Source organism: Phenylobacterium sp. (assembly GCF_025351295.1).
In the GTDB taxonomy this organism is placed as follows: Bacteria; Pseudomonadota; Alphaproteobacteria; order Caulobacterales; family Caulobacteraceae; genus Phenylobacterium.
In genome coordinates this window covers 1-24,347 of sequence record NZ_JANXWD010000008.1, presented here as the reverse complement: position 1 = coordinate 24,347, position 24,347 = coordinate 1, and the positions used below count along the sequence as shown (strand labels likewise).

The 24,347-nt window shown below is 69.7% G+C and carries 18 protein-coding genes and 1 pseudogene; 13 read left to right on the top strand and 6 right to left on the bottom strand.

Annotated elements, in window-relative coordinates:
* Positions 1-38 precede the first annotated feature (38 nt).
* Complete coding sequence (locus Q0R13_RS00990) at positions 39-2,123, bottom strand: 3-hydroxyacyl-CoA dehydrogenase NAD-binding domain-containing protein (protein WP_293898109.1); 2,085 nt, start codon at positions 2,121-2,123, stop codon at positions 39-41.
* A gap of 180 nt (positions 2,124-2,303) precedes the next feature.
* On the opposite strand from Q0R13_RS00990, the pseudogene Q0R13_RS00985 reads away from it, so the two are divergent.
* From Q0R13_RS00985 to Q0R13_RS00970, 4 genes and pseudogenes are all read left to right on the top strand, one after another.
* Positions 2,304-3,083: pseudogene (locus tag Q0R13_RS00985) on the top strand (SDR family oxidoreductase).
* Positions 3,084-3,276: 193 nt separating this feature from the next.
* Positions 3,277-6,273 (top strand): YdbH domain-containing protein, encoded by a 2,997-nt coding sequence (locus Q0R13_RS00980; protein ID WP_293898106.1) that lies wholly within the window; start codon positions 3,277-3,279, stop codon positions 6,271-6,273.
* Between the two features lie 13 nt (positions 6,274-6,286).
* Positions 6,287-6,460, top strand: a complete 174-nt coding sequence (locus Q0R13_RS00975; RefSeq protein ID WP_293898103.1) for a YnbE family lipoprotein — start codon at positions 6,287-6,289, stop codon at positions 6,458-6,460.
* 18 nt (positions 6,461-6,478) lie between these two features.
* Positions 6,479-6,832 carry a YdbL family protein gene (locus Q0R13_RS00970; protein ID WP_293898100.1) on the top strand — a complete coding sequence of 118 codons (354 nt, stop codon included), beginning with the start codon at positions 6,479-6,481 and terminating at the stop codon, positions 6,830-6,832.
* 19 nt (positions 6,833-6,851) lie between these two features.
* On the opposite strand, the gene Q0R13_RS00965 is transcribed toward Q0R13_RS00970, so the two are convergent.
* From Q0R13_RS00965 to Q0R13_RS00955, 3 genes are all read right to left on the bottom strand, one after another.
* Positions 6,852-8,687, bottom strand: coding sequence for an NF038122 family metalloprotease (locus tag Q0R13_RS00965; protein WP_293898097.1), 1,836 nt, complete (start codon positions 8,685-8,687; stop codon positions 6,852-6,854).
* A 134-nt stretch (positions 8,688-8,821) separates the two neighbouring features.
* Complete coding sequence (locus Q0R13_RS00960; RefSeq protein WP_293898094.1) at positions 8,822-10,975, bottom strand: malate synthase G; 2,154 nt, start codon at positions 10,973-10,975, stop codon at positions 8,822-8,824.
* A gap of 72 nt (positions 10,976-11,047) precedes the next feature.
* Entirely contained in the window at positions 11,048-12,640 is a 1,593-nt protein-coding gene (locus Q0R13_RS00955; protein WP_293898091.1) for an isocitrate lyase, read from the bottom strand.
* A 148-nt stretch (positions 12,641-12,788) separates the two neighbouring features.
* Between Q0R13_RS00955 and Q0R13_RS00950 the strand changes: the two genes are divergently transcribed.
* Both Q0R13_RS00950 and Q0R13_RS00945 read left to right on the top strand, forming a co-directional pair.
* On the top strand, positions 12,789-14,201 hold the full coding sequence (locus tag Q0R13_RS00950) for a short-chain fatty acyl-CoA regulator family protein (RefSeq protein ID WP_293898088.1): 1,413 nt from the start codon (positions 12,789-12,791) through the stop codon (positions 14,199-14,201).
* A 112-nt stretch (positions 14,202-14,313) separates the two neighbouring features.
* The gene (locus Q0R13_RS00945; RefSeq protein ID WP_293898085.1) at positions 14,314-15,546 is read left to right on the top strand and encodes a TetR/AcrR family transcriptional regulator; all 1,233 of its coding nucleotides are present in this window, start codon (positions 14,314-14,316) and stop codon (positions 15,544-15,546) included.
* A 191-nt stretch (positions 15,547-15,737) separates the two neighbouring features.
* Here the strand turns inward: Q0R13_RS00945 and rpmE are convergent, their stop codons facing one another.
* On the bottom strand, positions 15,738-15,962 hold the full coding sequence (gene rpmE, locus Q0R13_RS00940) for a 50S ribosomal protein L31 (RefSeq protein ID WP_293898082.1): 225 nt from the start codon (positions 15,960-15,962) through the stop codon (positions 15,738-15,740).
* A gap of 115 nt (positions 15,963-16,077) precedes the next feature.
* Here rpmE and Q0R13_RS00935 point away from each other — a divergent pair, with 115 nt between their 5' ends.
* Positions 16,078-17,922: an ABC transporter transmembrane domain-containing protein gene (locus tag Q0R13_RS00935; RefSeq protein ID WP_293898079.1), complete on the top strand. Its 1,845-nt coding sequence runs from the start codon at positions 16,078-16,080 to the stop codon at positions 17,920-17,922.
* Positions 17,923-18,006: 84 nt separating this feature from the next.
* On the opposite strand, the gene Q0R13_RS00930 is transcribed toward Q0R13_RS00935, so the two are convergent.
* Positions 18,007-18,657 carry a COQ9 family protein gene (locus Q0R13_RS00930; protein WP_293898076.1) on the bottom strand — a complete coding sequence of 217 codons (651 nt, stop codon included), beginning with the start codon at positions 18,655-18,657 and terminating at the stop codon, positions 18,007-18,009.
* 161 nt (positions 18,658-18,818) lie between these two features.
* Here Q0R13_RS00930 and rpsU point away from each other — a divergent pair, with 161 nt between their 5' ends.
* From rpsU to folP, 6 genes are all read left to right on the top strand, one after another.
* Positions 18,819-19,055 (top strand): 30S ribosomal protein S21, encoded by a 237-nt coding sequence (rpsU, locus tag Q0R13_RS00925; protein ID WP_293898210.1) that lies wholly within the window; start codon positions 18,819-18,821, stop codon positions 19,053-19,055.
* A 186-nt stretch (positions 19,056-19,241) separates the two neighbouring features.
* Positions 19,242-21,131 carry an ATP-dependent zinc metalloprotease FtsH gene (gene ftsH / locus Q0R13_RS00920; RefSeq protein WP_293898073.1) on the top strand — a complete coding sequence of 630 codons (1,890 nt, stop codon included), beginning with the start codon at positions 19,242-19,244 and terminating at the stop codon, positions 21,129-21,131.
* Between the two features lie 126 nt (positions 21,132-21,257).
* The gene (locus tag Q0R13_RS00915) at positions 21,258-21,662 is read left to right on the top strand and encodes a GntR family transcriptional regulator (protein WP_293898070.1); all 405 of its coding nucleotides are present in this window, start codon (positions 21,258-21,260) and stop codon (positions 21,660-21,662) included.
* Positions 21,655-22,527 carry an SPFH domain-containing protein gene (locus Q0R13_RS00910; RefSeq protein ID WP_293898067.1) on the top strand — a complete coding sequence of 291 codons (873 nt, stop codon included), beginning with the start codon at positions 21,655-21,657 and terminating at the stop codon, positions 22,525-22,527. The genes Q0R13_RS00915 and Q0R13_RS00910 overlap by 8 nt, the downstream gene beginning before the upstream one ends.
* A 22-nt stretch (positions 22,528-22,549) precedes the next feature.
* Positions 22,550-23,170 (top strand): hypothetical protein, encoded by a 621-nt coding sequence (locus Q0R13_RS00905; RefSeq protein ID WP_293898064.1) that lies wholly within the window; start codon positions 22,550-22,552, stop codon positions 23,168-23,170.
* A gap of 279 nt (positions 23,171-23,449) precedes the next feature.
* A complete protein-coding gene (folP, locus tag Q0R13_RS00900; RefSeq protein ID WP_293898207.1) occupies positions 23,450-24,247 on the top strand; it encodes a dihydropteroate synthase in 798 nt (265 codons plus the stop codon).
* Positions 24,248-24,347: the final 100 nt, after the last annotated feature.

The window sequence follows — 24,347 nt, the reverse complement described above, 5'->3', positions numbered from 1 at the left end:
TGGGTCCCGGCGTTCGCCGGGATGAGCGGAATATAGGGTCAGCCCTTCAGGTCGGCGAATTTCTTGCCGTCGGCGACCAGCTTCTCGAGCAGGGCGGCGGGCTTGAACTGTTCACCCATCTTGGCCTCGAATTCCTTCATCTTCTCCAGGACCTTGGCCGGGCCGACCAGGTCGCCGTAGAACATCGGGCCGCCGCGGTAGACCGGCCAGCCGTAGCCGTTGACCCAGACCACATCGACGTCGGAGGCGCGGATCGCCTTGCCCTCTTCGAGGATCTTCACGGCCTCGTTGATCATCGGGAAGATGCAGCGTTCCAGGATCTCCTCGTCGGAGATCTTGCGCGGGTTGGCGCCCGACTTGACGATGAAGTCGTGGATCACCTGCTCGGTGAACGGGCTGGGCTTGGCGTTGCGGTTCTCGTCGTAGTCGTAGTAGCCGGCGCCGGTCTTCTGGCCGCGGCGGTCGGCTTCGCACAGCACATCGCGGATGGTCTCGCCGTGCGACTTTTCCTTGACCCAGCCGATGTCGAGGCCGGCCAGGTCGCTCATGGCGAACGGCCCCATGGGGAAGCCGAAGTCGTAGAGCACGCGGTCCACGTCCCAGGGCATGGCGCCTTCCAGAACCAGCTTCTGCGCCTCGCGCTGGCGCTGGCCCAGGATGCGGTTGCCGACGAAACCGGGGGTGACGCCCACCAGTACCGCGATCTTGCCGATCTTCTTGGCCAGCTTCATCGAAGTCTGGATCACGTCGTCGGCGGTGTGGTCGGCGCGGACGATCTCCAGCAGCTTCATGACGTTGGCGGGCGAGAAGAAGTGCAGGCCGATCACGTCCTGCGGCCGCTTGGTCACCGAGGCGATCTCGTCGATGTTCAAGGCGGAGGTGTTGGTGGCCAGGATCGCGCCCGGCTTACAGATCGCGTCCAGCTTGGTGAAGATGTCCTTCTTGATGTCCATCCGCTCGAACACCGCCTCGATGACGAGATCGACGTCCTTGAACGCCTCTTCCATCGACAGCGAGCCGGTGATCAGCCCGACGCGCTTCGCGGTCTCCTCCGGCTTGGCGGTGCGCGAGCGCTCGTAGTTGCTGCGGATCGTGGCCAGGCCCTTGTCCAGCGGCGCCTGCTGCTGTTCCACGATCACCACTTGGATGCCGACGTTGGCGAAGTTCATGGCGATGCCGCCGCCCATGGTGCCGGCGCCGATGATGCCGACCTTGTTGATCGGGCGCACCGGGGTGTCGTCGGCGATGCCCGGGATCTTGTTGGCCTGGCGTTCGGCGAAGAAATAGTAGCGCTGGGCCGCCGATTGGACGCCGCTCATCAGGCCGCCGAACAGGGTGCGCTCGGCCTTCAGACCCTCCTCGAACGTCGCCGAGTTCACGGCGGCCTCGATGCACTTGATGTTGGCTTCCGGGGCTTCGAAGCCCCGGAACTTGCGCGCATTGGCCTTGCGGAAGTTCGCGAAAATCTCGGGGTGGCCCTTGGCGGCCTCCAGCTTGGTGTTGTTGTCGCTGATCTTCACCAGCGGCCTGTTCTCGGCGACGCACTTGTTGGCGAAGGCGATGGCCGCCGCGCGCAGCTCGCCCTCCGGCGCCAGTTCGTCGACCAGGCCAAGCTTGAACGCTTCCGGGGCCGGCACGTGGCGGCCGGAGGTCATCATCTCCAGGGCGGTCTCGACGCCGACCACGCGCGGCAGGCGCTGGGTGCCGCCGGCCCCGGGCAGCAGGCCCAGCGCCACCTCCGGCAGGCCGAGGCGGGCGGAGGGGACGGCCACGCGGTAGTGGGCGCACAGCGCCACTTCCAGGCCGCCGCCCAGGGCCGTGCCGTGGATCGCGGCGATCACTGGAACCGGCGAGTCTTCCATCATCGTCTGGACGTCGAACAGCGAGGCGGTGGGCGTGCCGGCGGGTGCGCCGAACTCGGTGATGTCGGCGCCGGCGATGAAGGTGCGGCCATCGCAGATCAGCACGATGGCCTTGGCGTCCGAGGCGCCGGCGGCCTTGAACCCGTCATACAGGCCCTGGCGCACCGCGGCCGACAACGCGTTCACCGGCGGCGAGTTCAGGGTGATGACGGCCACGTCGCCGTCGCGGGTCAGGGTGGTCACCGCGTTGATTTCGGTCATGAGCTTCCTCGAAAAACGTTGCGGACCGCCCAATCCCTTGAAGAAAAGGGGGCAAATATCTGGCGGCCGTGAAATTCAAACGCGTGTTATAGGCCTCGCCGGACAGGGCCAAGTCAATTGTGCCGCAAGGGATTGCGAGCGCATCCGGCCCTGCGGCAATCACAGGAAGGGGACGTTCGCATGGCATCCAATCTGTTCTCGCTCGACGGCCGCGTGGCCCTGGTCACCGGCGGCTCGCGCGGTATCGGCAAGATGATCGCCAAGGGCTTCCTCGAGGCCGGCGCGGCCAAGGTCTACATCTCGTCGCGCAAGGCCCCGGCTTGTATCGAGACCGCCGAGGAGCTGGGGCCGCAGTGCATACCGCTGCCGCAGGACGTCTCCACCCTCGACGGGATCAAGGCCCTGACCGCCGCCTACCTGGCCAGGGAAGACAAGCTCGACATCCTGCTGAACAACGCCGGTGCGGCCTGGGGCGCGGCGTTCGACGAATTCCCGGAGAGCGGCTGGGACAAGGTCGTGGACCTGAACCTGAAGTCGCCCTTCTTCCTGACCCAGGCCCTGCACGGCGCGCTGAAGGCCGCCGCCAGCCATGAGAAGCCGGCCAAGGTGATCAACATCGCCTCGATCGACGGCATCCGCCTGAACCCGCAGGAGACCTATTCCTACCACGCGTCCAAGGCCGGCCTGATCTACCTGACCCGTCGGATGGCTGCGACGCTGATCGCCGACAGCATCGTGATGAGCGCCATCGCCCCCGGCGCCTTCGCCTCGGAGATGAACCGGGTGGCCCGCGACCAGGGCGACGTGATCGCCAAGCGCATCCCGTAGCGCCGCATCGGCACGGACGAGGACATGCAGGGCGTCGCCATCTACCTGGCCAGCCGGGCCGGCGACTATGTGGTCGGCGAGACCATCGCGGTGGACGGCGGCGTCGCCATGGCCAGCTTCGGCGGGCTGTAGCCGCATCCTTGGCCGTGGCCGCCGCGTAGATGCTGAAGGAGGGGGACCTCTCGCCGCAAGGCGAACGGTGGAGCGGACGAGCCGGCTGCTCCGAGCCTGATCTCACCCCCTCCACCAGGCTCTCTGCGTCGCGAGCGCATCGTTCCGCCGCCTTCTGCGCTATCTAGGGCGAAGCTTCCGCCGAGCCCCTGCCTTGCCCGACCCGAAACCCGCCAAAGCCCGCTGCCTGCGCGTCGTCCTAGCGATCGCCGGCCTGGTGCTGATCGTGGCCGCGGGGTTCGCGTGGCTGAACCGCAAGGCGCTGGCGCGGGACGCGCTGACCGGCTGGCTGAAGTCCAAGGGGGTCGCGGCCCAGGCTCGGGTCGATGCGGTCGGGCCCACCACCTTCGTCGCGCGCCTGACCCTGGGCGATCCCCGTCACCCGGACTTCACCGCCGAGCGGGCGGAGATCCACTACCGCATCGGCCTCGGCGGCCTGACCCTGACATCGGTCACCCTGAAGCAGCCGGTGCTGCGGGCGTCGCTGCATGACGGCAAGCTGGGGCTCGGCGCGCTGGATCCGCTGGTCCGGGACTTTCTGAGCCGCCCGCCGCCGCCGAACTTCAAGCTGCCGGCGATCCACATCGATGGCGGCGTCCTGGTCCTTTCGACGGACTACGGCCCGATGCGGCTGAACGGCGACGTCCGGGTGGACGACGGCCAGCTGCAGCAGTTGACCGCCACCTCGGCCCCGACCCGGTTGAAAGGCGCCGCACTCGACATCACGCTGGGCCAGGGGTCGCTGCGGGAGACCGCCCGGGGCAGCCGGGTCAACCTCAGCCTCGACGCGCCCGCGAGCCACGTCGCGGCGGGCGGCGCCTCGGCCAAGGACGCCCGGCTGCGGATCGATCTCGAGGCCCCCTATCCTGACCTGGTGAAGCACCGCGGCGACGGGGCGCTGCTGGCGCGGGTCGAGCTGGCCGGGCGGCAGGTGGCGATGGGCGGCCGCAGCTTCGGCCAGGCCGGCCTCTCGGGCGTGTTCACCGGTCGGTCCACGGGCTGGATGTCCGGCCTCGCCGTCACCGGCCGGGCAACCGGCGACCTGCGGGCCGACGGCGGATCGCTCGGCGGCGCCCGGCTCGGCCGGCTCCGCGCCGCCCTGCTCGCCGAGGACGTCCGCTGGACCCGCGTCGGCGGCGACCGGGTGAGCGCCAAGGTCGAGGTGGCCGGCTCGGCCGATGGGGTCGAGGCCGGCGGGCTGTCGGTCGACCGGCTGGCGGCCAAGATGTCGGGTCCGCTGAGCGCCGCGCGCAACGATGTCAGGCTGTCCGTCGCCGGTTCTGTCGAGGGCCACGGCCGCTGGACCGGCCTCGGCGCGCCGTTGGCTGGGGACGCCGCCCAGGTCGCGGCGGTGAAGCGCGCGGCGCACGGCTTCCGGTTCGCCGCGCCGGCCATCTCCGCCCAGCTGGCCCTGGCCAAGGCCCAGACCTTCACGGCCAAGCTGCTCCGGCCTGTGAGCTTGCGTCCCGATACCGGCGGCGAGGTGCGGCTGGCGCAGGATGGCGGGGGCCTGACCCTCACTGTCGCCGGCGGCGGCCTGCCTCAGGTCGAGGCCACGGTCCGATCGTGGACGCTGGGCGCCGAGACCACTGCGGACCTGGCCGTGAAGGCGCAGGTCTCGGCCGGCCTGGCCCGGGACGCGCAGCTGGACGCGGCCGGCCGGCTGCGGATCGCGGGGGGCGCCACGACCTTCACCGCCTCCCGGTGCGCCGCGTTCAAGGTGGCGCAGCTGGACTTCGGGGCCAACGACATCGAAGGGCTCTCGGGCCAGTTATGCCCGGCCGACGCCCCGCTGGCCAGCACGGGCGGCGGCGACTGGCGGCTCACCGGCCGGGCCGCGGGGGTCGCCGCGGCCGTTCCGTTCGCCCAGGTCCGGCTGGCGGACGGCGCCGGGCGGGTCATGGTCGGCAGCCGCCGCGGCCGCCTGAGCGCCGTGGCCGAGGTGGCCGCCGCGCGCCTGGAGGACAGCTCACCGCAAGGCCGGTTCCATCCCCTGGCGGTGTCCGGCCGGGCCACGCTGGCCGACCTGCTCTGGACCGCCGACTTCGCGTTCCGCCAGCCGAAGGGCGTGCCGGTGGGCCGGGCGCACCTGGCGCATGACGGCGGTCTTGGCGTCGGGTTCGTGACGCTCGCGACCGACACCCTGACTTTCGCCGACGGCGGCCTGCAGCCGGTCCAGCTGTCGCCGCTGGCCGGGGCCGTCGGTTCGCCCGCCACCGGGCAGGCGCGCTTCGAGGGACGCTTCGACTGGGCGCGCGTCGGTGTCAGCAGCAGCGGGAGCCTCTCGCTCAGGAACCTCGGCTTCCAGAGCCCGGCCGGCCGCGTCGAGGGCCTCAACGGCGAGCTTGCCTTCACCAGCCTCGCGCCGCTTGTCGCCGCGCCCGGCCAGTTGCTGAACGTGGCCTCGGTCCAGGCCATCGTCCCGCTGACCAACCTCCACGGGACCTTCTCGCTGGCCGACAACGTCCTGAAGATCGCGGGCGGCGAGGCAGAGGTGGGCGGGGGCCGCATTCGTATTGAGAGCCTGGACCTGCCCCTAGCGCCCGGCGCGCCCACCCGCGGTGTGCTCAGCCTCGAGGACGTGCAGCTCCACGACCTGGTCGAGGCCTCGCCATTCGGCGACAAGGTCGACCTGGACGCGCGGGTCAGCGGGCGGATCGCCTTCGAGGCGACCGGCAACAAGGTGCGGATCGGCGCGGGCGAGCTGAAGGCGACCCGGCCCGGGCGGATCTCCATCGACCGCTCGGCCCTCACCGGGATGACCGCCGACACCACGATCGCGGCCCCCGCGGCGGTGGCCAATCCCAACGACACCTTCACCGACTTCGCCTACCAGGCCATGGAGAACCTGGCCTTCGACACGCTGGAGGCCACGGTCGCCAGCCGCGACGACGGCCGCCTGGGCGTGCTGTTCCACATCGTCGGCCGCCACGATCCGCCGACCAAGCAGCGCATCAGGCTGACCATCATGGACCTGATCCAGAAGCGCTTCCTGGGCCGCAAGCTGCCCCTGCCCTCGGGCACCGGCGTGAACCTTACGCTCGACACGACGCTGAACCTGGACGATCTGCTGAAGGACTACGCCGACTATCGGGCCCTGCACGGTTCAGCTGCGGTTCAGCCGCGACCGTTCACCCTGCAACCAAGATGATGGAGACCCTGGGATGAGAGGATTGCTGGCCGCGCTGGCGTTAGCGACGCTTTGCGGTGCGTGCACCCCGACCGTGCGGGTCGAGGTGGCGCCGATCACCATTTACGCCAAGCTGGACGCCAACGTCCGGCTGCAGCTGGACCAGGACGTCAAAGACCTGATCCAGAAGAACCCCAACCTCTTCTAGACGAGGAGGAGAAAGCTCATGCGACACACCCTCAGCATCACCGCCGCCGTACTCGCTGCGCTCGCGCTTGCGCCAGCCGCGGCGATCGCCATGGACGCCAAGTCCGCCGTCGACGCCGCCAAGTCTGCTGGCGTGGTCGGCGAGCAGGCCGATGGCTACCTGGGCTTCGTGAAGCCTTCCAGCGACACCGCGTTGAAGGCGGCCGTCCAGGAGATCAACGACGGTCGCGGCGCGCTCTACCGCCAGGCGGCCGCCAAGAACGGCGTCTCGGTCGAGGCGGCCGGCGGCTCGGCCTATACGGCCATCGTCCAGGCCAAGCTGAAGCCGGGCGATTATTACAAGCCGGCCGGCGGCGGCTGGATGAAGAAATAGCGGACGTCGGCCGGCCCGCTCAGCCGACGAAGATCCAGCCGTCCGGCAGGGTGCTCAGGCTGACCCCGACCAGGGTCATCTGGGCACCGCCGGCGATGCTGATCACCGTGTCGGCGCCCACCTGAGCCACTGTGTAGGTGGAGCCGGGATCCAGCATCACCCGGTCGCCCTCGGCGACGCTGAAGTCGGTCACACGGTCGATTCCTGCGTCGCCGAAACTGTGGAACAGGTCCGCGCCCGGCCCGCCGGTCATGGTGTCGTCGCCGCGGTCGCCGGAGACATAGTCGTTTCCGGCGCCGCCGGAGAGGATGTCGTTGCCCTGGCCGCCGCGCACGATGTCGTTCCCGGCGTCTCCGCTCAGGGTGTCGTCGCCCAGGTTGCCCAGCACCACGTCGGCGCCGTCGCCGCCGAACTGCAGGTCGTTGCCCTTGCCGCCCACCACCCAGTCGTCGCCGGCCCCGCCGTGCAGGGTGTCGTCGCCCATGTTGCCGTTGATGTCGTCGAAGCCGCCACCACCCCCGATGGCGTCGTTGCCGTCGCCGCCGCGCAGGTAGTTCGGGCCGTTGCCGCCGGTGATGGTGTCGTTGCCCGCCAGCCCGTCGATCGTCGCCCCGCCGGTGGCGCCCACCAGGGCGTCGTCGCCGGCGGTCGGCGTGGCCGCGCCCTGGGTCAGGTCCAGGCGGTACGTGCCGGTGTAGCCGTCCACGAAACTGCCGGCCTCGACATAGTAGGTCCCGCCGGTCGTGGCGGTGAACACGATGCGGGAGTCCGGCTGGCCGCCGCTGACGACATCGTCGTTGAAGGCCAGCAGGCCGCCGCTCGCGTCGTGCAGCCGCAGGAAGCTGTCGGCCACCGTCCCGCCGCCGCCCCCCCGGGCGACCTGGTTGATGGTGTAGGTGACGCCCGGCTCGAGGGTCACCTTGAACCAGTCGCGGTCCCCCGCCGACTGCAGCGCCCCGCTGGCCGAGCCGCCGACCGCCAGCAGGCCGAACGGCGCGGTGGTGTCGGTGAGGCTGGAGGCGAACTCGTCCGGCGGCGGCACGTAGGGTGCCCCCGCCACCGCCGGCCCCCAGCCCAGGATGTCGAGGATCTGCACGTCGGTCGGCGTCAGCGCCGTGGGTGTCCCCGCCGACACCGGGCCGAAGGCGTCGCCGCGGGTATGGTCCCAGTCCGCCAGGTCGAAGCCGTCGTCCCGGCCCGCGGCGTCGATGGCGCTATGGTACTGCGGCCCGGTCACGTGGGCGCCGTCGATGCCGAAGAAGGTCGGGACCCCGTCGGCCCCGCCGGTGACGTCGCGCTGGCCGCTGGCGGCGAACCGGAACAGGTCCATCGGCTTCCAGCGGACGCCCTGCAGGCCCAGGCCGCCGATGCGGCCGAACACGCCCTCGGTGATCTCGTGCAGCAGCGTGCCGACCGCATCCGCGCCGTAGTCGAACGCCACGTCGTTGTTCAGGGTGATGCTGTCGTCAACCGAATTGGTCTGGACCGCCAGACCCAGCACCCGGGCCTCGGCGAACGGCAGCGAAAACCCCACGCCGTTCGAGGGATCGACCGCGGGCAGGCCGGCGACGGCGGCGAAGTCGTCGGCGCTGGTGGCGTGCGCCTGCAGCGCGTCCACCAGTGTGGTGTAGCTGACCGGCGTGGTGGAAAACGTGTTGTAGGCGGCGAAGGCGCCGCTCAGCGGGCCCAGGTCGAACCGCATGCCGACCGTGGTCGCGTCGGTAAACAGGCCCTGCAGTATGTGCTCGGCGTCAAGCACGGCGCCCCGATAGGCGTCGCTCACCCCGGAGCCGTAATAGTTCACGAAGACGAGGCCGCTGCCCGCCAGGGTCACGCTTTCGGTGGGTAGCGACATGCCCGGCTTTCTTCACTCTGGACTGGCCAGCCAGTGGTCGCGGGACTTGTGGTCGCTGTCAATGCACGCCCGGCGTGAACACCGGGTCTCGCCGACCGCCGACCGCTGGGGGCGGGCCGGGGTCGGCGCCATGTCTACCGGCTCAGGCTCCCGATCTGCGCCTTCCGCTCGCGGCGGCGGCGCGTGAGGATGTGCTCGGTGTAGCCGTTGGGCTGGGCGCGGGCTTCGAACACCAGCTCCAGAGCGGCCTGGTAGGCGATGCTGTCCGGGTTGCCGGCCATGGGCTGGTACAGCGGGTCGCCGGCGTTCTGGCCGTCGACCACCTTGGCCATCCGGCCCAGGGTCTCGCGCACCTGCGCCTCGGTGCAGACCCCGTGGTGCAGCCAGTTGGCGATGTGCTGGCTGGAGATCCGCAGGGTGGCGCGGTCCTCCATCAGGCCCACGTCGTGGATGTCGGGCACCTTGGAACAGCCGACCCCCTGGTCGATCCAGCGCACGACATAGCCCAGGATGCCCTGGGCGTTGTTGTCCAGCTCCTGCTGCACGTCGGCGGGGCTCCAGTTGGACTTGGCCAGCGGCGGGGTCAGCAGGTCGGTGAGGCCGGTGGGCTCGCCGGCCTTGGCCATCTCAGTCTGAAGCGCCGGCACGTCGACCTCATGGTAGTGCAGGGCGTGCAGCACGGCTGCGGTGGGCGAGGGCACCCAGGCGGTGTTGGCGCCGGCGCGGGGGTGGCCGCCCTTGGTCGCCAGCATCGAGGCCATCAGGTCGGGCGCCGCCCACATGCCCTTACCGATCTGGGCATGGCCGGGGAAGCCGGTGGCCAGGCCGATCTCGACGTTGCGCTGCTCATAGGCCGGCAGCCAGGGCTCGGCCTTGATGGCGTCCTTGCGGGCGACCGGGCCGGCTTCCATGGCGGTGTGGATCTCGTCGCCGGTGCGGTCGAGGAAGCCGGTGTTGATGAACACCACCCGGTCCCGGGCGGCGAAGATGCAGGCCTTGAGGTTGGCGCTGGTGCGCCGCTCCTCGTCCATGATCCCAAGCTTGACGGTGTTGCGGGCCAGGCCCAGGGCGTCCTCGACCAGGTCGAACAGACGCACGGCCAGCGCCACCTCGTCGGGGCCGTGCATCTTGGGCTTGACGATATAGACCGAGCCGGCCGGGCTGTTGCGGCCGGCCTGCAGGTCGTGCAGGGCGGCGGTGACGGTGATCAGGGCGTCGATCGCGGTCTCATAGGCCGGCTGGCCATCGTAGCGGACCATGTCGGTGAGCATGTGGTGGCCGACGTTGCGGACCAGCATCAGCGAGCGCCCGCGCAGGCTGAGCGCGCCGCCGTCGGGCGCCACATAGCGGCGATCCTCGTCCAGGCGCCGGATTTCGGTGCGGCCGCCCTTGGCGAAGCTGGCCGAGAGGTCGCCGCGCATCAGTCCCAGCCAGTTGCGGTAGACGCCGACCTTGTCCTCGGCGTCCACGGCGGCGACCGAGTCCTCGCAGTCCTGGATGGCGGTCAGCGCCGCCTCGACCAGCACGTCGGCGACCCCGGCCGGGTCGTCCTGGCCGATGGGATGCTGGCGATCGACCAGGATTTCGAGGTGCAGCCCGTTATGGCGCAGCAGCAGACCGTCCGGGGCGATGGCCGCGCCGCGATAACCGGCGAACTGGCCCGGGTCGGCGAGGAAGGACTCCTGCCCGCCCGCCAGGTGCGCCGCCAGGTTCTCGCCGATCACCGTGTAGGCGACCGCGTCGGCGTGCGAGCCGTTGGAGAGCGGCGCGACCCGGTCCAGCAGCTCGCGCGCGAACGCGATCACCTTGCCGCCGCGCACCGGGTCGTAGCCCTTGGCGCCGGTCGGCGGCTCGATGGCGTCGGTGCCGTAGAGGGCGTCATAGAGACTGCCCCAGCGGGCATTGGCGGCATTCAGCGCATAGCGGCCGTTGGACACCGGCACCACCAGTTGCGGCCCGGCCAGCCTGGCGATCTCGGGATCGACGTTGCGGGTGCCGATCTGGAAGGCCGGCGGCTCGGGCAGCAGGTAGCCGATCTCCCGCAGGAAGGCGATCTCCTCGGCGACGTCCATGGCCTGGCCGCGCCGCGCGCGCCACCAGCCGTCGATCTTGGCCTGCAGCGCGTCGCGCCGCGCCAGCAGGGCCGCGTTGCGCGGGCCGAAGTCCGCCAGGATGGCCTCCAGCGCCACCCAGAACGCCTGCGGGCCGATGCCGGCGCCCGGCAGCAGTTCCTGCTCCACGAAGGCGTGCAGGATATCGTCGACGGCCAGGGTGTTGCTGATGTCCATTCGCGCACCGGATAGCAAAGTGGCCTGAGGCGAAAGCCCCAGGCCACCGAGTTTCGAGCCGAACCGCTCGCGCTAGGCGAACTGGCCCATCGTATTGTGCACGCCGCCCGCCTTGAGGGCAGCTTCGCCGGCGAAGTATTCCTTGTGGTCGTCGCCGATGTCCGAGCCGGACATGTTCTGGTGCCGCACGCAGGCGATGCCCTGGCGGATTTCCTGGCGCTGGACGTTCTTGACGTAGCCCAGCATGCCCTGGGTCCCGAAGTACTCCTTGGCCAGGTTGTCGGTCGACAGCGCAGCGGTGTGGTAGGTCGGCAGCGTGATCAGGTGGTGGAAGATGCCGGCCCGCTTGGCGCCGTCGGCCTGGAAGGTGCGGATGCGCTCGTCGGCCTCGACGGCCAGTTCGGTGACGTCGTACTGGGCGCTCATCAGGCCCTCGCGGTCGTAGGCCGACACGTCCTTGCCCGCCTTGGCCCAGGCGTCATAGACCTGCTGGCGGAAGTTCAGCGTCCAGTTGAACGACGGCGAGTTGTTGTAGGCCAGCTTGGCGTTCGGCACGACGGCGCGGATGCGGTCCATCATCCCGGCGATCTGCTCGACGTGCGGCTTCTCGGTCTCGATCCACAGGATGTCGGCGCCGTTCTGCAGCGAGGTGATGCTGTCGAGAACGCAGCGGTCCTCGCCCGAGCCGGCGCGGAACTGGAACAGGTTGGAGGCCAGGCGCTTGGGCCGCAGCAGCTTGCCGCCGCGGTTCAGCACCACGTCGCCGTTCTTCATGTCGGCCGGCGAGATCTCCTCGCAGTCGAGGAAGCTGTTGTACTGGTCGCCGATGTCGCCGGGCGTGTGGCTGACCGCGATCTGCTTGGTCAGGCCGGCGCCAAGGCTGTCGGTGCGGGTGACGATGATGCCGTTGTCGACGCCCAGTTCCAGGAAGGCGTAGCGGCAGGCGCGCACCTTCGCCAGGAAGTCCTCGTGCGGGACCGTGACCTTGCCGTCCTGGTGGCCGCACTGTTTCTCGTCGGAGACCTGATTCTCGATCTGCAGGGCGCAGGCCCCGGCCTCGATCATCTTCTTGGCCAGCAGGTAGGTGGCTTCCGCGTTGCCGAAGCCGGCGTCGATGTCGGCGATGATTGGTACGACATGGGTCTCGAAGCCGTCGATGGCGTCCTGCAGCGTCTGTTCCCTGGCCTTGTCGCCGGCCGCGCGGGCGGCGTCGAGGTCGCGGAACATCAGGTTCAGCTCACGGGCGTCGGCCTGCTTCAGGAAGGTGTAGATCTCCTCGATCAGCGCCGGCACCGAGGTCTTCTCGTGCATCGACTGGTCCGGCAGCGGGCCGAAGTCGGAGCGCAGGGCCGCGACCATCCAGCCGGAAAGATAGATGTACTTCCCCTTGGTGGTGCCGAAGTGCTTCTTGATCGAGATCATCTTCTGCTGGGCGACGAAGCCGTGCCAGCAGCCCAGCGACTGGGTGTAGTTGGCCGGGTCCGCATCGTAGGCGGCCATGTCGGCGCGCATGATGCCGGCGGTGTAGCGGGCGATCTCCAGCCCGGTCTTGAACCGGTTCTGCAGCCGCATGCGCGCCACGGCCTCCGGGTCGATCCCGCCCCAGGGGCCCTTCTTGCTCGCAATGAGCTGGCTCATCTCGATGATGTGGTCTTGGTAGGCCATCGTGGCGATCCCCGATATCAGACAGGCTGGATTGATCTGGCCGGTAGCGTGCAAGCCGCGTGCCTGGGGAGTCTGTTCGGGGTCTAACTGTCATACTTTACAAGGTTTCTCTGTAATGTTGTAAGGATTGACAGATTGGAGGCCTGACATGCCGACCGACCGCCGCCTGTATGTGGGACCCAGCCTTCGGCGCCTGCGGCGCGACTTGGGCCTGACCCAGGCCGACATGGCCTCCGACCTGGAAGTCTCGGCCTCCTATATCGCGCTGCTGGAGCGTAATCACCGCCCGCTCAGCGCCGAGGTGCTGCTGCGGCTGGCCCAGACCTACAAGATGGACATGGCGGCGCTGGCGGCCGGTGGCGGCGCCGAGGAGACCGCGCGGCTGCAGGCGGTGCTGAAGGACCCGATGTTCGCCGACATCGACCTGCCGTCGCTGGAAACCGCCGACGTCACCACCAACTTCCCGGGGGTCACCGAGGCGCTGCTGCGCCTCTATACCGCCTATAAGGAAGAACAGCTGGCGCTGGCCGACCGCGGCGCCGAGTCGGGCCCGGCGGGAACGGCCGGCGGCCTGGACGCCTCCGACCCGATCGCCGAGTCGCGCCGCTTCCTGGAAGCCCGCCGCAACTGCTTCCCCAGCCTGGACGACCCCGCCGAGCGCCTGGCCCAGACGGTCGCCGACCACGACAGCCTGACCGGCTACTTCAGGGCCCGCCACAACCTGCGGGTCCGCCGCATGCCGCCCGAGGTGATGGTCGGCTCCATCCGTCGCCTGGATCGCCACCGGCGCGAGATCCTGCTGAGCGACGAGCTGGACCACGCCAGCCAGACCTTCCAGCTGGCCCTGCAGCTGGCCTATCTGGAGCTGGACGCCGATATCGCCGCCGTAGTCGCCGAGGGGTCGTTCACCGAGAGCGGCGAGCGCCTGACCCGCCGCGCCCTGGCCAGCTACGCGGCGGCGGCCCTGCTGATGCCCTACTCGGCCTTCGCCCGCGCGGTGGAGGCCCGGCGCTACGACCTGGAGGCGCTGGCGCGGCAGTTCGGGGCCAGCTTCGAACAGGTCGCCCACCGCCTCACCACCCTGCAGAAGCCCGGCCAGGAGCGGGTGCCGTTCTTCTTCATCCGCGTGGATGAGGCTGGGAACGTCTCCAAACGGCTGGACGGCGCCGGCTTCCCCTTCGCGCGGCACGGCGGGGGCTGTCCGCTGTGGAATGTCCACGCGGCGTTCCGCACCCCCCGCCTGATTGTGACCCAATGGCTGGAGCTGCCCGACGGCCAACGGTTCTTCTCCGTCGCCCGCACCGTCACCGCCGGCGGCGGCGGGTTCGGCAAGGTCAGGGTCGAGCGCGCCATCGCCCTGGGCTGCGCGGCCGAGCACGCCGGGCGCCTGATCTACACCGATGGCCAGCCCGGACCGGAGACGGCGACCCCCATCGGCGTCACCTGCCGCATCTGCCATCGCACCGAATGCACGGCCCGGTCGGCGCCGCCGATCGGCCGCCAGATCCTGCCCGACGACATCCGTCGCACCAGCGCGCCGTTCGGCTTCTCCGACAGCTGACCCGCCAGGCGGTCGAGACTGCTGGTCTTGCCGCGAACTTCCGCAACGGAACCGCTTGGCGGAGCGGTGCTTTCAGGGTCAAAAGGACCCTCCAGGGGGGAAATACGCGTCCATGGCCCAGCGCAGCGCCGCGGCGAAGTCCACGGACCGGTTCGAACGCAAGCGCGAGGCCATCCTGGACGCGGCGACCCGCATCCTGAACCGCAAGGGGATCAAGGGCCTGACGCTGGGCGACACCGCCGCCGCGGTCGACCTTTCCACCACCAGCGTCACCTACTATTTCAAGCGCAAGGACGACCTGGCGGCCGCCTGCATAACCCGCGGGATCGAGACCCTGCACGATATCGCCGACGCGGCGATCCGCGCGCCGAGTCCGTCCGAGCGGCTGCACGCCTTCCTGACCGGCTACCTCGACACCCTGAAGCGGATCGACGAGGGCCAGGCCCCGCCGCTGCCGATCATCTCCGAATTGCGCGCCCTCAGCTCGCCGCGCCGCGAGGAGGTGGCGCAGTCCTATGGCCGGCTGTTCCGCAAGGCGCGGCAGATGTTCGACCATCCCGACATGCTGTGGATGTCGCGCGGCCGGCGTACGGCGCGCACGCGGATGCTGCTGGAGCAGGTGTTCTGGGGTGGCGCGTGGCTGGTCCGCTACGAGACCGAGGACTATCCGCGCATCCGCGACCGGATCGTCGACATCCTGCTGAACGGCGTCGCGCCGGAGGGCAGTTCCTGGGAGCCGGCCGCCATCTCCATGGCCAGGCTGGCGGCGCGCGAGGGGCCGGAAACTTCGCGCGAGACCTTCCTGCTGGCCGCCACCCGGCTGATCAACCGGCGCGGCTACCGCGGCGCCTCGGTGGACAAGATCTCCGCCGAGCTGAACGTCACCAAGGGCAGCTTCTACCACCACAACGAGGCCAAGGACGACCTGGTGGTGGCCTGTTTCGAGCGCAGCTTCGAGGTGATGCGCCGCGCCCAGCGGCTGGCCATGGAGCTGCCGGGCAACCAGTGGGACAAGCTGTCGGCCTGCGCCGCGGCCCTGGCCGAGTTCCAGCTCTCCGAACACGGCCCGCTGCTGCGCACCCTGGCGCTCACCGCCCTGCCGGAACAGATGCGCCGGGTGATGATGGACCACGCCAACCGCATCTCCGAGCGCTTCGCCTCGATGATCTCCGACGGCATCGCGGAGGGCTCGATCCGCCCGGTCGACCCGGCCATCGCCGCCCAGATGCTGAATGCCACGCTGAACGCCTGCGCCGAACTGGGCTACCTGGTCCCCGACGTCCGCCCCAAGGCCGCCGCCTCGGTCTTCGTCCGCCCGCTGCTCATGGGAATCTTCGAGACGTAAGCGCGCGCCGAAGGCGTTTTGCATGACCTCAGAAAACGCAGAATGCGCAGAAAGAGGCCGCGACGCTGGCCCAGCCCTTCTGCGTTTTCTGCGTCTTCTGCGGTTCAACTCCCTGGCGCTTCGCGCCGAAACGAGCAACGCCGCGAAGGTTGCCCCTCGCGGCGTCTGCAGCGCGTCGAAGCGGCCGATGCCTATTTGCGCGTGAAGGCGCCGAACTTGGCGTTGAAGCGCGAAACGCGGCCGGCGCGGTCCAGCAGGTGGTGGCCGCCGCCGGTCCAGGCCGGGTGGGTCTTCGGGTCGATGTCCAGGTTCAGGGTGTCGCCCGGCTTCCCGTAGGTCGACTTGGTCTGATAGCTGCTGCCGTCCGTCATGACGACGGTGATGAAGTGATAGTCGGGGTGGATGTCTTGTTTCATCGAACGGGCGCCTGACATAAGGGATCGGCCGAATTGGGCCGGCCGCCGGTGAGGGCGGCAAATTGGAAGCCGCGCGTATAGAGAAACGCCGGCGGGAATGCAAGGTGCGACGCCGATGAGTGACCCCGGCTCCGAGTCTTCCACGCCGGGTCGGCCCAGCGCGGGCCAGGCCCTGGCGCAGACCCTCTCCGAGGCTGCCGGCAAGCGGGGCAAGAGCCGCAACGTCGGCGCGCTCAGCCGGCTGTTGCCGTTCGCGCGGGCGCATTGGCGCCATGCGGTGTTCGCCGCGGTGTTCCTGCTGCTCTCCACCGCCTCGACCCTGGGGATCTCCTGGGCGGTGCGCCAGGTCGTCGATCACCTGGGCGAGGCCAAGCTCGACGCCTCGACGGTGGATCGCCGCTTCCTGTGGGTGTGGGCGGTGGCGGGGACCCTGGCGGTGGCCACGGCGCTGCGCTTCTACTTCGTCACCAAGCTGGGCGAGCGGATCGTCGCCGACATGAGGAAGGCGACCTATGCCCATATCCTCACCTTGGACCCGTCGTTCTTCCTGCAGACCCGCACCGGCGAGGTGCTGTCGCGGCTGACCACCGACATCGCCATCGTCGAGAACCTGCTGGCCACCTCGGTCTCGGTGGCGCTGCGCAACCTGCTGACCCTGATCGGGGCCCTGATCCTGCTGGTGTTCGTCAGCCCGCACCTGACCGGCCTGGTGCTGCTGACCTTCCCGTTCGTGATCGCGCCGCTGTTCCTGTTCGGCCGCCGGGTGCGTAGGCTGACCGCCTCGGCCCAGGACCGGTTCGCCGACGCGGTGGGCTCGGCCGGCGAGAGCCTGGACGCCCTGGAGACGGTACAGGCCTTCGGCCGCGAGCGCGCCGCCGCCGACCGGTTCGGCGCCGCCGTGGAACAGGCCTTCGCCGCCCAGCTGCGCCGGATCACCACCCGCGCGACCATGACCGCGGCGGTGATCGTCCTGGTGTTCGGCGGCATCGTCGGAGTGTTCTGGCTGGGCGTGCACGCCGGCCTGCGGGGCGAGATCAGCTGGGGGGCGCTGTTCCAGTTCGCCTTCCTGTCGGTGATGGCCGCGGGTTCCGTGGGCGCGCTTGGCGAGACCTGGGGCGATGTGCAGAAGGCCGCCGGGGCCATGGAGCGGGTCGGCGAGTTGCTGGATGCGCGGCCCGGCGTCGCCCCGCCGGCCTATCCCGTCGCCCTGCCCGACCCGCCACGCGGCGAGGTGGCCTTCGACGGCGTGACCTTCGCCTATCCGGGCCGCCCGGACCTGCCGGCGCTCAGGAACTTCTCGCTCCACGTCCGCCCCGGCGAGCGTGTGGCGCTCGTGGGCCCGTCCGGCGCGGGCAAGAGCACCGTCTTCCGCCTGCTGCTGCGCTTCTACGATCCGCAGCTCGGCCGGGTGCTGGTGGACGGGGTGGCGCTCACCGACGCCGATCCGACGGCGGTGCGCGCCCGCATGGCCCTGGTGGCCCAGGAGAGCCCGCTGTTCTCCGGCTCGGCCAGCGACAACGTCCGCTTCGGCCGCGAGGGGGCCACCGACCTGGAGGTCCACGCGGCGGTCCGCGCCGCCCAGGCCGAGGGGTTCCTGAACGCCCTGCCGGAGGGGCTGGAGACTCTGGTCGGCGACCGCGCCCGCACCCTCTCCGGCGGCCAGCGCCAGCGCCTGGCCATCGCCCGGGCCCTGATCCGCGAGGCGCCGATCCTGTTGCTGGACGAGGCCACCAGCGCGCTCGACGCCGAGAACGAGCACCTGGTCCAGCGCGCCCTGGACGTGGCCATGCAGGGCCATACGACGCTGGTCATCGCCCACCGCCTGGCGACCGTGCTCAAGGCCGATCGCATCGTGGTGATGGACGAGGGCCGCGTGGTCGAGGAGGGCACGCATGCGGCCCTGGTCGCGAAGAACGGCCTCTACGCCCGCCTGGCCGCGCTGCAGTTCGAGGCGGCGTAGCGCTCACCCGGGCTGCGAACCCTCTCGAATGCCAACCGCAGGTTCGCCGACCGCAGGTTTGTCGACCTCGGGGGCGCCGTGTCTTCAGGCGCCGTAGCGTCGACGCCCCAGGCGCTGGGCCACGTCGGCCAGCCAGGTTTCCGGCCGAAAGGTGGTGGTCGCCTTCCACTTTTCGAAGGCCATGACGTTCTCGATCCGGCGGTCGGTGAACTCCAGCGCCGCCTGGCGGCCGGCGCTCATCCGGACCGCCATGGCGCCGGTCAGGATGCCGGCCAGCAGCGCGCGCTTGGTATAGTGGTTCTCGTCGGTGGCGGTGTCGCCGGCCCAGCACCAGAGGACGTCGGCGCTCTCCCAGGCCAGCCGGGCGCCCAGGGCCAGGTTCTGCGGCAGGGCCAGGTGGCCCATCCAGCGCCGCGTGGCCGGCGCGTCCGCGTCGGCGGCGTCCAGCCGCGCCTCCACCGCCCTTCTGATGCGCTCGCGGATCTTCAGGTTGGAGGCGTGGACCTCCGCCAGGGCCGCCAGGGCCCGGTCGTCGTGGCGGCGCGACAGCAGGGCGGCGAGGTCTGCCGGGCCATGCGGGATCAGCAGCTCCGTCTCCCCCGCTGATAGCCCCAGGGCCTTGCCGGCCAGCTTGGCGGTGCGCCCGGTCCAGCCGTGGAGGGGCGCCAGCTTCAAGGTCTCGTCCAGCAGCGCCTGCTCGGTCGCGGCGGGCCAGTCGGCGGGGGTTTCGCTCATGGCCGCAATGTAGCGGAGTGCGTGGACATCCCACACCCCTTCTGCTATCTGCCCGCGCTCAAACCCGAGGGGTCACACCTTCGGGCTATTGGTTTTTTGTACGCTCGCCGCCTTTCAGCCGGCACGAGGTGGGCGGCTAGCGCGCAACAGGAGAGTCAACCCTGGTTCAGATTTTCGTCCGCGACAACAACGTCGACCAAGCCCTCAAGGCGCTGAAGAAGAAGATGCAGCGCGAAGGCTCGTTCCGCGAGATGAAGCGCCACGTCCACTACGAGAAGCCCTCCGAGAAGCGCGCGCGCCAGAAGGCGGAAGCCGTTCGCCGGGCCCGCAAGCTGGCCCGCAAGCGCGCCCAGCGCGAAGGCCTGATCGCGGCTCCGAAGAAGCCGGTAAGAACTTAAGGGCCCGGGGCCTAAAACTGGCACGGAAGATGCTTATTTGAAGGGCTGCGCCACCGGCGCGGCCCTTTTTGCGTACTACGGTCTGGACGCGATGTTCCGTCGCGACGGACCGGCGTTAAGTGGTCTATCACCGGTTGGCGTCCTATCTTGGCTTCTTACGCCGCCTGTTTGGGAACGGTCCGCACCATGAATCTCCGCAATCTCGTCATCTGGGGCGTCATTGTCGTCGTCCTGATCGGGCTCTACTCCATGATGACCGGCGGCGGCCGCGCTAGCGGCGCCGGGGCCCATGAAGCCACCTATTCGCAGTTGTTGAGCAAGGTCAGCGCCGGCGAGGTCAAGAAGGCCTCGATCCGCGGCGACATGGTCGAGGTCACCGACCAGAGCAACCGCACCTTCACCACCGTCACCCCGGACAACCAGGATGACCTGGTCAAGCGCCTCGAGGCGCAGGGCGCGGACATCACCGTCAAGCCGGCCGGCGGCTTCACCCTGATCGGCTTCCTGCTGAACTCGCTGCCGATCCTGCTGCTGATCGGCGTCTGGATCTTCTTCATGCGCCAGATGCAGGGCGGGACCCGCGGGGCCATGGGCTTCGGCAAGTCCAAGGCGCGGCTGCTGACCGAGAACAAGAACCGCGTCACTTTCGACGACGTGGCCGGCGTTGAAGAGGCCAAGGAAGAGGTCGTCGAGATCGTCGACTTCCTGAAGGACCCGCAGAAGTTCCAGCGCCTGGGCGGCAAGATCCCCAAGGGCGCCCTGCTGATCGGCCCTCCCGGCACCGGCAAGACCCTGCTGGCCCGCGCCATCGCCGGTGAGGCGGGCGTGCCGTTCTTCACCATCTCGGGCTCGGACTTCGTGGAAATGTTCGTGGGCGTCGGCGCCTCCCGTGTGCGCGACATGTTCGAACAGGCCAAGAAGAACGCCCCCTGCATCATCTTCATCGACGAGATCGACGCGGTCGGTCGTCACCGGGGCGCGGGCCTGGGTGGCGGCAACGACGAGCGCGAGCAGACCCTGAACCAGCTGCTGGTCGAGATGGACGGCTTCGAATCCAATGAAGGCATCATCCTGATCGCCGCCACCAACCGTCCCGACGTGCTGGACCCCGCCCTGCTGCGTCCGGGCCGCTTCGATCGCCAGGTCGTGGTGCCGAATCCTGACGTCAACGGCCGCGAACGCATCCTGCGCGTGCACATGAAGAACGTGCCCCTGGCCGCCGACGTCGACGTCAAGGTCACGGCCCGCGGGACGCCGGGCTTCTCCGGCGCCGACCTGGCTAACCTGGTCAATGAGGCCGCCCTGATGGCCGCGCGCAAGAACCGCCGCATGGTCACCCAGCGCGACTTCGAGGACGCCAAGGACAAGGTCATGATGGGCGCCGAGCGCCGGTCGATGGTTATGACCGAGGAAGAGAAGACCAACACCGCCTACCACGAGGGCGGCCACGCCCTGGTGGCGCTGACGGTCCCCGCCGCCGACCCGGTGCACAAGGCCACCATCATCCCGCGGGGCCGCGCGCTCGGCATGGTGATGCAGCTGCCGGAGGGCGACCGCTACTCGGTCAACTTCCAGCAGATGACCTCGCGCCTGGCGATCATGATGGGCGGCCGGGTCGCCGAGGAGCTGATCTTCGGCAAGGACAAGATCACCTCCGGCGCCTCCAGCGACATCCAGGCCGCCACCGGCCTGGCCCGCAATATGGTCACCCGCTGGGGCTACTCGGACAAGCTGGGCCTGGTCTCCTATGGCGACAACCAGGAAGAGGTGTTCCTGGGCCACTCGGTGAGCCGCACCCAGAACGTCTCGGAAGAGACCGCCAAGGTGATCGACGCCGAGGTGAAGCGCCTGGTCCAGGCCGGCTACGAGGAAGCCAAGCGCATCCTGACCGAAAAGCTGGCCGACCTGCACACCCTGGCCAAGGCGCTGCTGGAGTACGAGACCCTGAGCGGCGACGAGATCATCGGCGCGCTGAAGGGCGTGAAGCCCAACCGCGACGAGAGCGAAAGCAAGCGGCCCAGCGGCCCCTCGCTGGGCGTCCCGATCTCGCCACGCCCGAGCGCCGAGCCGGCGTAAGCGCCGCGCTCAGACTGAACGTCAAAGGGCGGTCGCAGCGATGCGGCCGCCCTTTTCGCTGGGCGCTACCGCGCCCTTGACGGCCACGCACCCCAGGCTTAATTGTATGATTGTATGAATACACACATGCAATCCTTGCTCGGCGACCTCGCCCTCTCCAGGGGCGGCGTGCCGATCTATCTGCAACTTCGGGATCAGATCCTGCGGGCGTTGGGGGAGGGCCGGCTCAGGCCCGGCGACCAGATGCCGACCATGCGGCAGATCGCGGTGGCGCTCCGGATTGACCTCAACACCGCGCGCCGCGCCTATGACGAGCTGGAGGCCATGGGGGTCATTCGTCTTGAGCGCGGCCGCGGCAGCTTCGTGGCCCAGCCGCCGGCCGCGCCGGACCCGCAACAGCACGACCGCGCCGTCGAGGAGGTCGCCCGCCAAGCGATCGGCCTGGCCCAGGCGCGTGGCGTCCAACCCCTTGCCCTGGCGAAGCGCATCGCCGCGCTCGCCCAGACCACGAAGGAGACCCTCCATGGGTAGAACCACAGGCGCCAATCCCCTGGCGACGCTGCTCACCGTCCTGACGGCGCTCGCCGCGGCGGGGGCCTTCGCGCTGGCGGCAGGCGACGGCTGGTCGATCGGCTACGGGCTGGGCGGGGTGCTGATCGTCGTCGCCATCCTGATCCCCATGTCGCTGAAGATGGCCAACCAGTGGGAGCGCGCGGTGGTGCTGCGGCTGGGCCGGCTGCAGGGCATCCGCGGTCCCGGCGTGTTCGTGATCATTCCCTTCATCGACCAGGTGTCCTCCTGGCTGGACCAGCGTATCCAGACCACCGAGTTCAACGCCGAGCAGGCGCTCTCCAAGGACACCGTGCCGGTCGATGTGGACGCGGTGGTGTTCTGGCAGATCCACGACGCCGAGCGCGCCGCGCTGGAGATCACCGACTACCGCCAGGCGATCAGCCGGGTGGCCCAGACCTCGCTTCGCGAGATGGTGGGCTCGTCCCTGCTGTCCACCCTGCTCTCCGACCGCAAGCTCGGCGACGAGCGGCTGCGCGACGAGATCGGCCGCAAGACCGCCGAGTGGGGCGTGACCGCCATGTCCGTGGAAATCCGCGACATCAGCGTGCCCGACGCTTTGCAGGACGCCATGAGCCGCGAGGCCCAGGCCCAGCGCGAGGCCGCCGCCCGCATCCACCTGGGCGACGCGGAACTGGCCGTGGCGCAGAAGTTCGTCGAGGCGGCGGACATCTACGCCAAGAGCCCCACAGCCCTGCAACTGCGGGCCATGAACATCATCTACGAGACCACCAAGGAGCGCGGGGCGACGATCCTGATCCCCACGGCCATGGTCGACGCCATGAACCCGGCGAGCCTGATCGCGGCCGCCGCCAAGGCCCGCTGAGGCCGGCAGGGGAGGAACCCATATGCTCAGGACCTGGATGCTCGCGGCTGTGATCGCCGCCGGCCCATCGGCCGCGGCGATGGCGCAGGACGCCACCGGCGACTGGATCGGCAAGGTGAAGGCAGGCGGCGACGTGGAGCTGACCATCGCCACCCAAATCAAGGCCGGCCCGGGCGGGGCGCTGGAGAGCTTCGCCGAAAGCCCCGACCAGACGCCGATGCCGCTGGCGATGACCGACATCGCGGTGAAGGACGGCGTGCTCAGCTTCAAGGCGCCGATCGCCAACGCGACCTATTCCGGCAAGTGGGATGCGGCCGTCGGCGGCTGGGTGGGAGCCCTGTCGCAGGGCGGGGCCGAGATGCCGCTGACCCTGGTCCACGGCAGGGCCGGCCCGCGGCCGGTGGTGACGGGGCTCGACGGCGACTGGTCGGGCGTGCTGGCCGTGCCGCAGGGCGACCTGCATCTGGTCATGCATGTGAAGACCGACGCCAACGGCGCCCTGGCGATGTTCTCTTCGCCGGACCAGAGCCCGATCGAAATGGCGGCGGTCCTCACCCACCAGGGCGAGGCGGTGACCATCCAGACTGATGGCTGCCGCAGGATCGGTCGGTGGAACCCGGGGAGCCATGCTCGCCCTTCATAAGGCCGGAGACTCGCGGTGCGAAAGCCTTACCCGTAGACTCCGGTCAGTTCAGGCCACCCCCGACGTCGAGGCTGCTGCTTGGCCAGACGAAAATCGTAACGCAAAATCGAACGCAAGACTGCGCGCGAAGCGGCCGAAGTCTATGAATTTTCAGTGCGTCGAACGCGTCGTGGAATATCAAGTGGCTCGCCGGTGGCAATATCTTTGCGCTGGCGAAGACCAACCGCGCGTCGGAGTCCCGTGAGTCGCACCGCCAGCCACATCGTCCGTCCGCGCGTGATGGGGATCGTGAACACGACCCCCGACAGCTTTTTCGACGGCGGCCGCCACCTGGCGCCGGCCGCGGCGCTGGTCCAGGCCCGCCGTCTCATCGCCGGTGGGGCGGATATCCTCGACCTCGGCGCGGAGTCCACCCGGCCGGGCGCCGCGCCGGTTCCGGCCGCGGTGGAGATCGAGCGGCTGGTTCCGCTGATCTCGGCGATCCGCGCCGAGAGCCCGATCCCGATCTCTGTCGACACCATGAAGCCCCAGGTGGCCCGCGCCGCGATGGCGGCCGGCGCCTCGATCTGGAACGACGTCACCGCCCTGCGCCACGCGCCGCGGAGCCTGGCGGCCGCCGCGGAGCTGGGCTGCGAGGTCGTGCTGATGCACATGCAGGGCGAGCCGCGCACCATGCAGGCCGAGCCGCACTACGATGACGTCGTGGCCGAGGTCGCCGCTTTCCTGGCCGCCCGCGCCGAGGCGGCGATGGCGGCGGGGGTGGCGCGGGGGCGGATCTGGCTCGATCCCGGCCTGGGGTTCGGCAAGCACATGATCCGCCACAACCTGCCGCTGCTGGCCGGGCTGGACCGCATCGTGGCCCTGGGGTTCCCGGTGCTGCTGGGCGCCAGCCGCAAGGCCTTCATCGGCGCCCTGGACGGTGGCGCCAACGCCGACGCCCGGCTGGGCGGCTCGATCGCCGCGGCCCTGGCGGGGGCGGCGGCCGGGGTGGCGGCGGTGCGGGTCCACGACGTGCGCGAGACAGTGCAGGCGCTGGGCGTCTGGAGCGCGATCCAGGGGGCGGGGAGGCGTACCTAGAGCGCGTCAGGCGAAAGTGGATCCCGGTTTCGCCGCCCGACGCGCTCTAATTCAAAGAGGTAGAGCCTTTTTATCTGGTTCAAGTGACTCCACTTGAACC